Below are 13,307 nucleotides of genomic sequence, written 5' to 3' on the forward strand. Positions count from 1 at the left end.
CCTTACAAGCAGAGGGTCGGCGGTTCGATCCCGTCATCCTCCACCATTTATTTTTTTTGTATTTTTGAGCCATTAGCTCAGTCGGTAGAGCATCTGACTTTTAATCAGAGGGTCGAAGGTTCGAGTCCTTCATGGCTCACCATTTAAAGTTAGCGGGTGTGGCGGAATTGGCAGACGCACCAGACTTAGGATCTGGCGCCGCAAGGCGTGGGGGTTCGACTCCCTTCACCCGCACCATTTAAATATTGCGGAAGTAGTTCAGTGGTAGAACACCACCTTGCCAAGGTGGGGGTCGCGGGTTCGAATCCCGTCTTCCGCTCCAATAATGCCGGGGTGGCGGAACTGGCAGACGCACAGGACTTAAAATCCTGCGGTAGGTGACTACCGTACCGGTTCGATTCCGGTCCTCGGCACCACTTAATAAATAATGCGCCCGTAGCTCAATTGGATAGAGCGTCTGACTACGGATCAGAAGGTTATGGGTTCGACTCCTGTCGGGCGCGCCATCAAATTTAATAGTACGGGAAATAGCTCAGCTTGGTAGAGCACTTGGTTTGGGACCAAGGGGTCGCAGGTTCGAATCCTGTTTTCCCGACCATTTTAATGGGGCCTTAGCTCAGCTGGGAGAGCGCCTGCTTTGCACGCAGGAGGTCAGCGGTTCGATCCCGCTAGGCTCCACCATTAGATTTAAATATGTAATTTGGCGGTGTAGCTCAGCTGGCTAGAGCGTACGGTTCATACCCGTAAGGTCGGGGGTTCGATCCCCTCCGCCGCTACCAATTTATTATCTCGGAGGAATACCCAAGTCCGGCTGAAGGGATCGGTCTTGAAAACCGACAGGCGGGTTAAACCGCGCGGGGGTTCGAATCCCTCTTCCTCCGCCATAAGTTTTCTCAATATTATTATCGCGGGGTGGAGCAGTCCGGTAGCTCGTCGGGCTCATAACCCGAAGGTCGCAGGTTCAAATCCTGCCCCCGCAATATATGGGCCTATAGCTCAGCTGGTTAGAGCGCACGCCTGATAAGCGTGAGGTCGATGGTTCAAGTCCATTTAGGCCCACCATCATACATAATTCTAATTGTTCCGCAGTAGCTCAGTGGTAGAGCATTCGGCTGTTAACCGAACGGTCGTAGGTTCGAATCCTACCTGCGGAGCCATTTTTTTTATGGGGAAGTACTCAAGAGGCTGAAGAGGCGCCCCTGCTAAGGGTGTAGGTCGGGCAACCGGCGCGAGGGTTCAAATCCCTCCTTCTCCGCCATAAATATCATGCGCCTTTAGCTCAGCAGGATAGAGCATACGCCTTCTAAGCGTACGGTCAGAGGTTCGAATCCTCTAAGGCGCGTATTTCAAACTTTAAGCAACTCAGTAGTATCATTGGTCTAACGAAGTTAGGGGAAATAACCTGAATGAATTTCTCCGAAAAAGTCGTTAAGCTAAAAACTTCCAAACAAGATGTTTGGAGGTTTTTTTTATGCAAATCTCAAGTTTATTATGAAGATCTGCTTCCCGTATTTATTCTTGAAGTGGATTGGTGCCAATTACTATAGTAGAGTCTAGTTCAGCATAGTGTACCATCTGTGGTATTAGTCCATTTTGAGAGAAAATTTCAACGGTTTGAGGTGCCTGCATTTTGCTCGTCTCAATCAATAAGTGCCCTCCGGTTTTCAGCCAAAGGGGTGCTTCTTTTGCAACTCTTCGCTGAATGTCAAGTCCGTCAAGTCCCCCGTCAAGCGCCATATTCGGTTCATGTAAACGGGCTTCTGGAGGAAGCAGCTTGATTTGGCCGGTAGGAACGTAGGGTACATTTGCTACTAGGATGTCCACTTTCCCACGAAGTTTAGAGGGGAGAGGCTTATAAAGGTCACCCTCATATACTTGACCACCAAGGCTGGTAACATTTCGGAGTGCGCATCGAACTGCAGTAGGATCAATGTCGGTCGAATGCAACTCAATCCAACCCAGATCTTTGGCAATCGCGACACCAATTGCGCCAGTACCGCAGCAAAGGTCAACAACTGTGACTCCAGGTATAGAAAAAGCTACTGCCTGGTGGACGAGAAACTCAGTACGACGGCGAGGGACAAAGACTCCAGGTTCTACTGCGATCCTGTGCCCACAGAACTCCGCCCAACCGAGGACATACTCAAGTGGAGAACCGTTTATTCTGTTATTGACCATATCAGAGAGGGCATCCAATGCCTGCGCCTCAGCAAGAAGAAGCTCAGCCTCTTCTTCAGCGAAAACACAACCAGCAGTCCGGAGTCGTTTGATGATACTTTTTTTTATTTGGTCATTAATAAGAAGTTTTTTTCCTATAAAAACCACCCAACCTTCATAACGGCTATTTTAAATAGTTTAGTAGATTTTTCAAAACCACTCACTATTGCGTTTGTGAGTGCTTCAACTGTTAAAAATATGAAAACTTTGCCTGAATGGACGCGGAAATTTTAAGTTTACCAGGCTGTATCGGCGTTGCAGCTTCACTTTTGGCAAACATAGCAGTTTGCAAAGGAATGATTGGTGAAGTTTGGCTCAATTCCTGTATTGAAAATGGCACCTTATTTAGCGTTACTCCCATTTCCTTTGTAAGTTCTACGGCCTTAAATTGAGCATCATTGAGGGCAAGCGCCAATGCTTGACTGTAGTAGATTTGCGGATTTTTAACTTTAAATTCAATATTTGTGACAGTATTTGCCCCGTTTTTAACAGCAGTATCGACAATAAACCCTGTTTGTTCAATCTTATCATTTAGGACTTGAAGTAAATGGACCACTCTATATCCTCGTAATGTTTGTTTACCGTTTTCGTAATCATATACCATTTCGATTCGGTAATCTGCCGTTTTAATATTCTCCTTTGAAATCCCCAAGCTTATAAGTGACTGGATCACTTTAGTCGTTCTTTCATTATTTTCTTGTTGGGCATCTGTAAGATTCATATTCTCCGAATTCACACCTAATGTAACGATGGACCTGTCTGGTGCCACATACACAGAACCTTCACCAGTTACTTCCAAGATATTTTGACCATTTCTAGAAAAGGCTCTCCATTCAGGCTGTGCCCGCATCCATGGGTTCTGATAATACATTTGAGCACTCCTTTCCCTTAAAACTCCCTTCCTTCATTGTATTCGGAAGAGGTCGAAAAAAATCCCCGGTTCCTGAAACAAAAGAACTGTCCCAGGGTTTTACTGTGTTTTACAATCAATTAACCCTAATTTACCCAATTCTTACAATATGTACATGTGTATTTAATGTTTGCCAGTTAAGCTAGTAATAGTTTGATAATAGATTTAAGAGGAGGAATAGAAACTTTATGGAAAATCAAGCATCTAAAAATGGTATGAATCGACGCGACTTTTTAAAAGCAGGAGGTATGAGCACGCTTGCACTTACGATTGGATCAACTGGAGTGCTAACACTTGGTTCAAAAGGACTAGCGGATACAACCAATAATCCAACCAGCGGTTTTGGCGGGTATGGTCCTTTGGTTCCAGATCCAAATGGAATTCTCGATCTTCCACAAGGTTTCCATTACAAAATTATCTCCGAAGAGGGCGGTCAATTGACAAACGGTGGAAAAATCCCCGGCGCCTTCGATGGTATGGCAGCTTTTGAAGGTCCTAACAATACGACCATTCTGGTTCGTAACCATGAATTGAGCCCAGGGGCAGAAAATCCTGTGGTAGGAAGTAAACCTTTTGATGCTGCGGCTGCGGGAGGTACAACTGCTCTAGTTGTCGGTCCAAATCGAGAAGTCATCAAAGAATATGTAACCTCTTCAGGTACAATCCGAAATTGTGCTGGCGGTGCGACGCCTTGGGGGACTTGGTTGACTTGTGAAGAAACACGTACCTCGACACACGGATATGTGTTCGAAGTGGATCCTACACAGCCAGAGAACGAAATGTCCAGAACTCCAATCAAAGAAATGGGCCGCTTTTCCCATGAAGCCTGCGCGATTGATCCTGCAACAGGATATGTATATTTAACTGAAGATGCAAGCCCAAGTTACTTTTACCGTTTCATTCCAAATGACACTAGCCAGGAGCCGGGTGCCCTGCAAAAAGGCGGAAAGCTTTATGCGGCGGCCATTGAAGCGGTACAACGTCCAGCAGCAAGCACCTTTAAAACAGGACAAAAATTTGAGCTTGTGTGGAAGGAGTTAGATCCTCATCTGTGCCGCGAAGATGCAAAGGCACAAGGCTGCATTGAGTTTAGTAGACTAGAAGGAGCATTCTTCCAAGAGGGAGTCTTCTGGTTCGACGACACCTCTGCCGGTGAGAAAAAACTTGGACGAGTATACCGTTATATTCCTCATACGAATACATTGGAGCTATTCTATGAGGGAAATGATGCACGAGAAATGGAATATCCAGATAATATCTGCATGACTCCATGGGGTGACCTTTGGTTTGCAGAAGATGGTTCAGGCCAAGATCGACTGATGGGAATTACCCCAGAAGGCAAAGTCTATCCTTTTGCTGCCAACCGTCAAAGTGGATCTGAATTGGCAGGACCAACCTTCTCGCCTGATGGAAACACGCTTTTTGTCAATATTCAAGAACCAGGCCAAACCTTTGCCATCTGGGGACCGTTCCAACGCAGAAACACTGCACGTGCAAGGGAAATGTCCTATGCTGCTCCTGCGAATCTTGCACCACAAGTTTCGGAAAAAGTGGCTAAGGCTGCCGAGGCACAAGGTATGTCCGTTTTAGAAGCAGCAGCATTTGAGCGTCACGGAGTAGAATTAATCTAATTGTGGAATCCATGCAAAAAAGATGTAAACCAGCCTGTTTTGCGGTTTACATCTTTTCTTTTTGACTTAAAAAAAGAAGTCTTAGCAAATGGACTAAAGACTTCTTTCTTCATTTAAGCGGCTAGATTAACTTGCTGTTTCCGCCGATATACGACTTTCGATAGTAGCACACTGCATTCATATAGGAAAATAAGAGGGATGACGACCAATATATCCGATAGAAAATCCGGCGGAGTAATGAAGATTGCTATTAAAATCAGTACAAAATAAGCATATCTTCGAATCTTTTGCAATCTATATGGGTTCAACACTCCAACACTGGTCAGGAACATGATAATGACTGGAAGTTCGAATAAAAAACCAAATGGCAGTGTCATATGAATTAAAAACATAAAGTATTTTTCTGTAGTAAAAAAGGTCGTAAACATATCCTCAGACATGGAGATGAGGAACTTGAATACCATTGGAAAAATGACAAAATAACCAAAGCTGATTCCTAGGATGAAAAGAAAAAATAGTGCTGGAATATAAGCCAGCGTTATTTTTCGTTCTGTTTCTTTCAATGCCGGACGGACAAACAGCCAAATTTGATAGGCGGCCATGGGGATGGTACCGGCAATGGCAACGACAGCTGCAAGGATCATATAGACCCATAAAATATCACTCGGTCCTAAAATCGCCAGCTTCACATCTAAGTCCTTCACTAGCCAGTTATAGATGTCCTGTACATATATAAAGGAAAATATGAAAAACAAGATAAAGGTTCCAAGTACAAAAATAATCCGTTTTCGTAATTCTTCAATATGACCAATAAGTTCCATGTCTTGTTTTTTCATGTAGAGCCTCCTTATTAAAAAGAAGATGCAAGCCTACTTACATCTCCCTTAAAAATGATTGAATTAAATTGCTTTTTCCTCTTTTTTAGGCTGTGACTTTTCCGGCTCATCATCGGAAATTAACTCTTTTGTTGATTTTTTAAATTCCCTTAAGGTGGAGCCAACTGCTCGGCCCAATTCCGGTAATTTTGAAGGGCCGAAAATAATTAGGGCGATAACAAGAATAAGAATCAAACCAGGAACCCCGATATTTTGAAACATAAATATCCTCCTCTTATATAGCTGCTAGTGTCTTCCATTTACTTTGATTATAGGTAAATAACGCCAGCATGTTAATAAAGCGGATGTAAGGAATTGTAAAAAAACTATTAACTATTTTAATAGTCTGTAAATGATGCATGGGGACGGTTCTTTTGCCTCAGAAGTAGTTTGAACTATATGAAAAATGGAATATAGAATCTTCCTAAATTTCTTGTTGCTTTGCTAGTTTCTGTAAAAAAAACATGCCCTTCATCACGCGAATGAAGGACATGCTTATTAAACTTTATTTTTTGCTTTGAGAGTTTTAATAGCTTTGATGAGAAGAATAACATAGCCTGCCATTAATCCATATCCGATAACGATAATCAAGAATGGCACATAGTCCGGAGTGGTACCTGAATCGGTAGACATGCCTGCTAAAAAGAGTGGTGCAATCGGCAGCATGATGATGCCTGGACCTGTACCTACTATAAGCAGAGCACCAAGACCAATCACAACCCAGGGCCAAATCGGTTTTTTCGTTTTAGAAGAATGACTGTTTAATAGTTTTGGTTCTTGCAAAGATTCAAGCTCATAGGCCTTTTTGGCCCGATTATAATCCCTCAGTGCATTGTACGCTCGCTTCATTCCCCAAATAATGACGCTGATAATGGCTAATGAAATGACTATAAAAATCAGCGAGAAGAAACTCAGCTCATTTGCTTTCCAAAAGGTCATGAAAATGATAAAGGGTAGACCAGGTAGAGACGTAAATAAAAATAATCCACCGCCAATGAGGACAACCCATGCCCAAATTGGCTGCTGCTGGTTAGAAGGACGCATGACTAAACTCCTTTATTTCCTAGAATGTTTCTATCATAATATAAATGTGGTAAAAAATGAAATAGTTTCCTATAGTTGGGATTAAATTTAATTTAGCTGGTGCGTACTGAAGAAAAACATAAAATAAGGAAGTGAAACATGAGCTATTTTGTCAAAGCAATAGTTGGTTTTATCATTTTAGATGTGTATTTGAACGTCGGAATTGCAGGAGCCAGTTCATTTTGGGTTCAGGTTGTATTGGTCCTCCTGTTTTTTCCATTATTGAAAGGAATTCTGTTTTTAACAAAAAAGGATTTTAAACGAATCGGAATCAGCTTTCATCCAAAATGGTGGAAGAATATGATGATGGGGTTTGCGATTGGCTTTTCCTTTTGGCTAATCAAGTACGGTATCGAATATTCCTTAAATGGATATGAGATTACGGGAGCAATGCCGTTTTCTCAAATGATTCTTTCCCTGCTCATGATCATGCTGACGTTTTTCGTAGGTTCATTTTTAAACGATATCATCGTTCGGGGATATGTATTTGGTCATTTAAAAGGAAAAATACCGATGAAATGGGTGTTTATACTCTCTCTTGTGCTCTACGCGCTTGATGATTCGTGGAATGAAGGGTTCAGCCTCTCCAACACGCTTTTTTCCCTTCTGCTCGGACTGTCTCTCACCTATGCTATATATAAAACCGGCAGCATCTGGGCAGACACCGGAATCCACTGGGGACTGAACGTCTGCTACGGAATCTTTAACGGAACACTTGGAAGTACCGGCGGGGGAATGATCATAACAAAAGACGGCCCACCATCATTGCTACTAGAATCTATCAGCTACATCATTCCGCTGCTCATGTTCCTGTTTTTATATTTGGTAAGAAACAAGTTGAGGCATGGGGACGGTTCTCATGCATCATTTTTGTAGAAATAAATAAATTGAGGCATGAGAACCGTCCCCATGTTTCATTTTTGAAATCCGATTGGCAATCCTGTAATATTAGATAAATCAAATGGTGCTTGGATATGCGAAACGCACTAATTTTTTATTTGGAGGCCAATTGTGGATAATAACGATATTTTAATACGGCTTAGATATGCGCTGGAACTAAAAAATAAAGAAATGGCTGAGATCTTTCAGCTTGGCGGTGTGGATGTAACAGTGCCAGACGTAATAAGGATTCTCACGAAGGAAGATGATGAAAGCGACGATCAGCTCAAATGTAACAACAGTATGTTCGATTCGTTTTTAAATGGATTTATTGTCTATAAAAGAGGAAAGCAAGAGTCTAAACCAGGACAGCCTGAACCATCTGAACCGTCCATAAAGAAAAGTGCAAACGTTAATAATCTCCTGTTAAAGAAAGTGAAAATAGCTCTAGCTTTAACAACTGAGGATATGCTGGATATATTCGAACAAGCAGGAATCACGGTTTCAAAAGGGGAACTCGGCGCTTTATTAAGAAAAGAAGGGCAAAAGAATTATAAAGAATGCGGCGATAAATTCGCCAGGAACTTCTTAAAAGGGCTGGCGGTTAAATACAGAGGATAAGCCATGCAGGTGATGAGATGATACATACCTACTTAGGGGAGACAATACGTTTTGAAATCAAGTATAAAAATCGTACGTCTATAGGAATAAAGATCGATAGTTATGGAAATGTGGAAGTCCAGGCTCCGAAAGGGACATCTGATGAAAAAGTGCTTCAGTTATTAGAGGATAAATGGGACATCATTCAGCAAAAATTAATGGAAATGAAGGGCAGACTGGACGGGCCACAGGAAAAGGTCTATGAGCATGGTGAGAGTTTTCTTTATTTAGGAAACACCTATCCCATCGAGATTATCGAAGATGTAACTATTATGCAAGAACATGTGCAGTTTAAAGAAGATAGGCTTTATATATATGTAAAACAGCATGACCTTGAAAAAATACAACAAGCTCTAAAACGATTCTACTACCAGCAATGTAAGGGATTAGTGGAGAAAAGCATCTCCTCTTATCAAAGCCACTTCAAGACAAAACCACGTGGCATTCGGATCACGGATAGCAAAACCACATGGGGAACCTGTGATTCAAAACTGCAGTTAACCTTTAACTGGAGACTGGCAATGGCACCACAGGAGGTCATTGACTATGTAGTCGTTCACGAAATGTGCCATATGGTCCATCTAAATCACGACCGCTCCTTCTGGCGCCTGGTAGGGAAACTAATGCCTGACTACAAAGAAAAAGAAGACTGGCTGACATTATCAAGTTGGAAAATGACGGTTTAATGTGAGGCATGGGGACGGTTCTCGTGCCTCATTTTTAATTTCTACTTATTTTGTTAGGAGCCAAAAGTCGGCAATTTTTTTGCCGCTAAAAGCAGCTAATTTCCCGCTGCACGTTGGTTTTGAATAGATTTAATCAAACGATTGTGTAACTGACAATTATTTTAGGAGATTGTAAAGGGTTTGTACTTTCATAACAGGCATCCCAGAGTTTTTAACTAAACGTTTGTGTAGATTGCTAGAAGGGAAATTTGGTGAAGATTGGCGAAGGTAAGAGCATTTGAAGTTTTGAAAAATAGGGGTCAGTCCCCCGTCGCTTTAAAGATTCAGCTTAGCGAGGGACTGGCCCTTTTTTCTAAAATAACTGGATGTCCGTAATACAAGTGGCGTCCTTTTCAAATGTGGAGATCTTTGATTCTGCCTTTTTTCCATCGTGTGAAATCTTAATCTGATAGGTTTTATCGCGTGGGAGCCAAAAATCGATAAATCCGTTTGATAGTGATGTAACGGTTTTGTCTACGACCACGTTCCCATCACTGTCTTCCATATATACATCAAACTTTTCATTTGCTAGTTCACCTTGACAACCTGTCAAGCTATGATTCGTTCAAGGATGAGTTTGATTGGTATAAGGTGCGATTGACACGAAAAATTCGTCCTTCGGCAAATCATAACTGGTCTCTTTTCCAGACTTGTCCGTAACAATAAGTTGTTGAGAGGTAATGGATGCATTTTCGGCTTTTAATTTCCGTGCGCTGTAATCGCCAACCATTTCCTTAACGTAACTCGGCTTTGCTTTTTCAGCGGCCCCTTGATCCTGGCTATTTCCAGAACAAGCAGCGAGCAAACTGGAAGCCAATAATAGCGCTGTGATGAGTTTCAACTTCATGGTATGGATTCACCTCCGTCTATTTACTATACCCTAGTATACTATATAAAATTTTAGTTCTCCGCTTTTTCCAGACCTTTTCACAATTTATTCGGTTTTATGATCAAAAGCACCTCGACTTGTCGGATGTACAGTTTCCTTCCTAAATCGACGATTTATCAGTTTGGAGAGCATATAGTTAGAATCATTTTCCCAAAATAATATAATGAGATGTGGAAGGAGTTGTTGAAATTGGCACAATCATTAAAAGGAAAAGTAGCTTTCATCACTGGTGCTGGAAGAGGAATTGGCAAGGCCGCAGCCTTGGCCCTAGCGAATGAAGGTGTAAACATCGGTTTACTTGCCAGAACAGAGGCTGAATTACAGAAGGTCGTAAGTGAAGTAGAAGGTTTAGGGGTGAAAGCAGCTTACGCGGCAGTGGATATTGCCTCTCAAGATGACGTAGGACAAGCTGTGGAAAAATTGACTGCAGAGCTGGGAACAGCTGACATTCTAATTAACAATGCCGGCATTGGAAAATTTGCCACACTTTTAGAGATGGACCCGCAGGAATGGAAGCAAATTATTGATGTCAACCTGATGGGGACCTATTATGTAACGCGTGCAGTCCTTCCTCAATTGATTGAAAAAAACCGCGGCGACATTATCAATATTTCATCTACAAATGGATTAAACGGAGCTGCCACCTCCAGTGCGTACAGTGCATCTAAATTTGGGGTTATTGGTTTAACTGAATCATTGGCACAGGAAGTCAGAAGAAACAATATCCGCGTTACCGCCTTAACTCCGAGCACAGTGGCTACTGAACTAGCGGTAAAAACAAACCTAATCGCAGAAAACAATGATGAAAAATATATGCAGCCAGAAGACATTGCTGAATTTATCGTTGCCCAATTAAAATTGCATCCACGCATTTATGTAAAAACAGCAGGTATGCTGGCGACGAATCCATTCTAATCTTTTGGTGCTAGCTCATTAATGGAGTCATTATGAAAAAAAGCGGCGGAGGGCTGACCCCCGCTGCTTTTTGACTTATAACAGACCTTTTAACTCTTCGATCTAAGCGTTTAGTGGCTTATCTGAATGATGCTGCTATGTTAGGAGGAGCCATTTTTGGCTAGAGGATAGGTGCTAGTCGCGCCTTTGTGAAATTTGAGGCAAGTCTTTATGGGGGAGCTAAATAACTGGAATCTAAGATTCTTTTCCATGAGTCTTCTTTTTTTTGTTTTGTTGCAACAGCAAATCTAATCTACGAACAAGTATTTCCTTCTTTTTTTTCTTGTCTACCACTTTCCTTTTAAGATTTAATGACATATTTGCACCTCGAAAAAATTAAAATTGCTTATTGTAATCGGACTTTTTGCTTACCGCTTATATTATTCGACAAAATTCTTGTTTTTTTGTACTTCGCTTTTTAAAAATATCCTCTATAGGGAATAGTCGTTCCTAAATATTTCAAAAGTTACATACCTTTTTTCTTATTAAAATTATTTATGCCGTAGGTAGGATGAGGCATGGGGCTTGCCTTCTTAAGGACAAAACTGCTTGGGGTGAAGGCAAAAATCTCTTTATTAAGCCATCTATTTTGCCCGTGAGCCGAAGAAAAGAAGCGTACCGGTAAAAATAAGCGGTCTATTTTGCCCGTGAGCCGAAGAAAAGAAACGTACCGGTAAAAATAAGCCATCTATTTTGCCCGTGAGCCGAAGAAAAGAAGCGTACCGGTAAAAATAAGCGGTCTATTTTGCCCGTGGGTCGAAGAAAAGAAGCGTACCGGTAAAAATAAGCGGTCTATATTGCCCGTGAGCCGAAGAAAAGAAGCGTACCGGTAAAAATAAGCGGTCTATATTGCCCGTGGGCCGAAGAAAAGAAGCGCACCGGTAAAAATAAGCGGTCTATTGCCCGTGAGCCGAAGAAAAGAAGCGTACCGGTAAAAATAAGCCGTCTATTCTGCCCGTGAGTCAAAGAAAAGAAGTGCACCGGTAAAAATAACCCAACTCCTTAGCCCGTGCGTTCAAGAAAAGTAAGGCTCCAGCCTCTTAGGGCCATTTTTCAATGGTCTCTTATGGCTCTTGTACCTCTTTTGTCGAAATTCACTTTTTGAAAATAGATCACTGCACCGGAATGAACACTTTAGCATGTACTTCGCCCTTTAAAAATATCCTCTAAAGGGAATGTTCATTCCCTAAATATCCCAAAAGCAACACTCCTTTTTTCTTATAAATTATTTATACCGTAGGTAGAAGGTCGTTTCAGAGAGAGTGGGTCCGTATATGCCAAATTGTTCCCTCGTAATTGTGGTAGGCATTAGGATTCCACTCACGTCCTCTTCTTCTCATGGCGATTCCCTTTTTAAAATCAAATTGGATTTTTCCTTCCAGAAGCGTAGTCCTATTAGCATTTTCCCCAGCATTCAAAAGTGTAGGTACCAGAAACTATTAACAAATGAAGCATAGATTCATCCCCTGCTTCTTTCGAATCATTCTTGTAGGAGAAAGGAATCGTTTCTTGCAAATGGGCGAAAAAATGGTCGGAAAGTGTTTAAATACCTCGAATACTGTCTATGAAAATGTCGTTAAGAGGAAAGGGGGTGAGATAATGCACTTCCGCCATTTTCTAATACCAGCTCTTATGATGGGGGCAGCTCTATTTTTGCCAGGAAATGCTTTCGCTGAGAAGGGTGAACAAAATGGACCGTTACAGTCCAATAAAGAAATGGTACAAACTTCTGAAACATCGAAGAACTCAGCTGCACAAGCTAACGTTCCTTCAATTGCTGAAAGTGCTAAACCAATAGATAAAACGGTGCAAGTACCTGAGCAAGCGAAACAAAATAGCGAGGCAGTTAAACCACTTTCTTCCAATTCCGCTCCTAAACAGGTCGTTTCCCCTCAACCTGCTAATGAAACGGCAAAAGCTTTGCCGGCGCAGGCCAATGGGAACGGGTATGGATTATCAGATATAAAAAAGACTGTGAAAACCGTAAATACTCCAGCCCAGGAGAAAAGGGCAGCTGCTCAGGAAAAAGATAGCGGGTTTAAAACGGAACAACTACTTACATATGATATGACTGAAAATCCCTCTGATCATGAGACACAAGATCGATTTCAGTCTCAAGAGGAAGAACCAAGCATATCAAAAAGTAATCCTGCGGTGAGTATTGAATCACCGTCGCCCGCTCCTGTAGAAAAGGACAAGGCTCCTTCAAGTAGAGAAGAGCTGCCTCCAGTCGATCAGGCAATGGACCCGGCACAACGTTTAACCAATACTGGCGGCTCATCAAATGATCGAGTTAGCACGGGAATAGGAACGGCCAGTTTGGCAGACAAGTGGTTTGAGTGGAATAAGTACTTTGAAATAAGACTTGTCCAACCATTCCTTTCTCGCCATGCATTACTGAATACTCAATGGGTGAATGCCCCGCCTTCACCACCGCCGCAAGCAGCTCCTTTTTTAAAAACCGTTAACCGAAGCTAAATGCCA

The 13,307-nt window shown here is 42.1% G+C and carries 12 protein-coding genes and 15 tRNA genes (1 of these 27 cut by a window edge); 21 read left to right on the forward strand and 6 right to left on the reverse strand.

Features of this window, described 5'->3' with window-relative positions:
* The 15 genes from V5M37_RS02865 to V5M37_RS02935 form a co-directional block, all read left to right on the forward strand.
* Window positions 1–46, forward strand: a tRNA-Val gene (locus tag V5M37_RS02865) (it extends 30 nt beyond the left edge of the window).
* Between the two features lie 20 nt (window positions 47–66).
* Window positions 67–142: transfer RNA gene (locus tag V5M37_RS02870), tRNA-Lys, on the forward strand.
* Window positions 143–152: 10 nt separating this feature from the next.
* A tRNA-Leu gene (locus tag V5M37_RS02875) sits at window positions 153–237 on the forward strand.
* Between the two features lie 10 nt (window positions 238–247).
* Window positions 248–322, forward strand: a tRNA-Gly gene (locus V5M37_RS02880).
* Window positions 323–327: 5 nt separating this feature from the next.
* A tRNA-Leu gene (locus tag V5M37_RS02885) sits at window positions 328–416 on the forward strand.
* 13 nt (window positions 417–429) lie between these two features.
* A tRNA-Arg gene (locus tag V5M37_RS02890) sits at window positions 430–506 on the forward strand.
* Between the two features lie 15 nt (window positions 507–521).
* A tRNA-Pro gene (locus V5M37_RS02895) sits at window positions 522–598 on the forward strand.
* Window positions 599–605: 7 nt separating this feature from the next.
* A tRNA-Ala gene (locus V5M37_RS02900) sits at window positions 606–681 on the forward strand.
* Between the two features lie 21 nt (window positions 682–702).
* Window positions 703–779, forward strand: a tRNA-Met gene (locus V5M37_RS02905).
* A gap of 12 nt (window positions 780–791) precedes the next feature.
* A tRNA-Ser gene (locus V5M37_RS02910) sits at window positions 792–884 on the forward strand.
* A 22-nt stretch (window positions 885–906) separates the two neighbouring features.
* Window positions 907–980: transfer RNA gene (locus V5M37_RS02915), tRNA-Met, on the forward strand.
* 5 nt (window positions 981–985) lie between these two features.
* Window positions 986–1,062, forward strand: a tRNA-Ile gene (locus tag V5M37_RS02920).
* Window positions 1,063–1,082: 20 nt separating this feature from the next.
* Window positions 1,083–1,157, forward strand: a tRNA-Asn gene (locus V5M37_RS02925).
* A gap of 10 nt (window positions 1,158–1,167) precedes the next feature.
* Window positions 1,168–1,258: transfer RNA gene (locus tag V5M37_RS02930), tRNA-Ser, on the forward strand.
* Window positions 1,259–1,268: 10 nt separating this feature from the next.
* A tRNA-Arg gene (locus V5M37_RS02935) sits at window positions 1,269–1,342 on the forward strand.
* Window positions 1,343–1,512: 170 nt separating this feature from the next.
* Here the strand turns inward: V5M37_RS02935 and V5M37_RS02940 are convergent.
* Both V5M37_RS02940 and V5M37_RS02945 read right to left on the reverse strand, forming a co-directional pair.
* Window positions 1,513–2,298 (reverse strand): putative protein N(5)-glutamine methyltransferase, encoded by a 786-nt coding sequence (locus V5M37_RS02940; protein WP_423802564.1) that lies wholly within the window; start codon window positions 2,296–2,298, stop codon window positions 1,513–1,515.
* 109 nt (window positions 2,299–2,407) lie between these two features.
* Window positions 2,408–3,088 carry an SIMPL domain-containing protein gene (locus V5M37_RS02945; protein ID WP_423800672.1) on the reverse strand — a complete coding sequence of 227 codons (681 nt, stop codon included), beginning with the start codon at window positions 3,086–3,088 and terminating at the stop codon, window positions 2,408–2,410.
* Window positions 3,089–3,315: 227 nt separating this feature from the next.
* Between V5M37_RS02945 and V5M37_RS02950 the strand changes: the two genes are divergently transcribed.
* A complete protein-coding gene (locus V5M37_RS02950; RefSeq protein WP_423800673.1) occupies window positions 3,316–4,758 on the forward strand; it encodes an alkaline phosphatase PhoX in 1,443 nt (480 codons plus the stop codon).
* 113 nt (window positions 4,759–4,871) lie between these two features.
* On the opposite strand, the gene tatC is transcribed toward V5M37_RS02950, so the two are convergent.
* The 3 genes from tatC to V5M37_RS02965 form a co-directional block, all read right to left on the reverse strand.
* The gene (gene tatC / locus V5M37_RS02955; protein WP_423800674.1) at window positions 4,872–5,594 is read right to left on the reverse strand and encodes a twin-arginine translocase subunit TatC; all 723 of its coding nucleotides are present in this window, start codon (window positions 5,592–5,594) and stop codon (window positions 4,872–4,874) included.
* A gap of 63 nt (window positions 5,595–5,657) precedes the next feature.
* Window positions 5,658–5,855: a twin-arginine translocase TatA/TatE family subunit gene (locus V5M37_RS02960; protein ID WP_423800675.1), complete on the reverse strand. Its 198-nt coding sequence runs from the start codon at window positions 5,853–5,855 to the stop codon at window positions 5,658–5,660.
* A 276-nt stretch (window positions 5,856–6,131) separates the two neighbouring features.
* Window positions 6,132–6,677 carry a hypothetical protein gene (locus tag V5M37_RS02965; RefSeq protein ID WP_423800676.1) on the reverse strand — a complete coding sequence of 182 codons (546 nt, stop codon included), beginning with the start codon at window positions 6,675–6,677 and terminating at the stop codon, window positions 6,132–6,134.
* Between the two features lie 138 nt (window positions 6,678–6,815).
* On the opposite strand from V5M37_RS02965, the gene V5M37_RS02970 reads away from it, so the two are divergent.
* The 3 genes from V5M37_RS02970 to V5M37_RS02980 all read left to right on the forward strand — a co-directional run bounded on the left by V5M37_RS02970 (window position 6,816) and on the right by V5M37_RS02980 (window position 8,941).
* Complete coding sequence (locus V5M37_RS02970) at window positions 6,816–7,592, forward strand: CPBP family intramembrane glutamic endopeptidase (RefSeq protein ID WP_423800677.1); 777 nt, start codon at window positions 6,816–6,818, stop codon at window positions 7,590–7,592.
* Window positions 7,593–7,727: 135 nt separating this feature from the next.
* Window positions 7,728–8,216, forward strand: a complete 489-nt coding sequence (locus V5M37_RS02975) for a DUF1456 family protein (RefSeq protein WP_423800678.1) — start codon at window positions 7,728–7,730, stop codon at window positions 8,214–8,216.
* A gap of 17 nt (window positions 8,217–8,233) precedes the next feature.
* Window positions 8,234–8,941 carry a M48 family metallopeptidase gene (locus V5M37_RS02980; protein WP_423800679.1) on the forward strand — a complete coding sequence of 236 codons (708 nt, stop codon included), beginning with the start codon at window positions 8,234–8,236 and terminating at the stop codon, window positions 8,939–8,941.
* A 352-nt stretch (window positions 8,942–9,293) separates the two neighbouring features.
* Here the strand turns inward: V5M37_RS02980 and V5M37_RS02985 are convergent, their stop codons facing one another.
* Window positions 9,294–9,827, reverse strand: a complete 534-nt coding sequence (locus V5M37_RS02985; protein ID WP_423800680.1) for a CueP family metal-binding protein — start codon at window positions 9,825–9,827, stop codon at window positions 9,294–9,296.
* A gap of 231 nt (window positions 9,828–10,058) precedes the next feature.
* On the opposite strand from V5M37_RS02985, the gene V5M37_RS02990 reads away from it, so the two are divergent.
* Together V5M37_RS02990 and V5M37_RS02995 are read left to right on the forward strand one after the other, a co-directional pair.
* The gene (locus V5M37_RS02990) at window positions 10,059–10,784 is read left to right on the forward strand and encodes a 3-ketoacyl-ACP reductase (protein WP_423800681.1); all 726 of its coding nucleotides are present in this window, start codon (window positions 10,059–10,061) and stop codon (window positions 10,782–10,784) included.
* Between the two features lie 1,638 nt (window positions 10,785–12,422).
* Window positions 12,423–13,301 (forward strand): hypothetical protein, encoded by an 879-nt coding sequence (locus V5M37_RS02995; protein WP_423800682.1) that lies wholly within the window; start codon window positions 12,423–12,425, stop codon window positions 13,299–13,301.
* Window positions 13,302–13,307: the final 6 nt, after the last annotated feature.

The sequence above is a fragment of the Neobacillus sp. SAB-20_R2A genome (assembly GCF_049568635.1).
GTDB lineage: Bacteria > Bacillota > Bacilli > Bacillales > Cytobacillaceae > Neobacillus > Neobacillus citreus.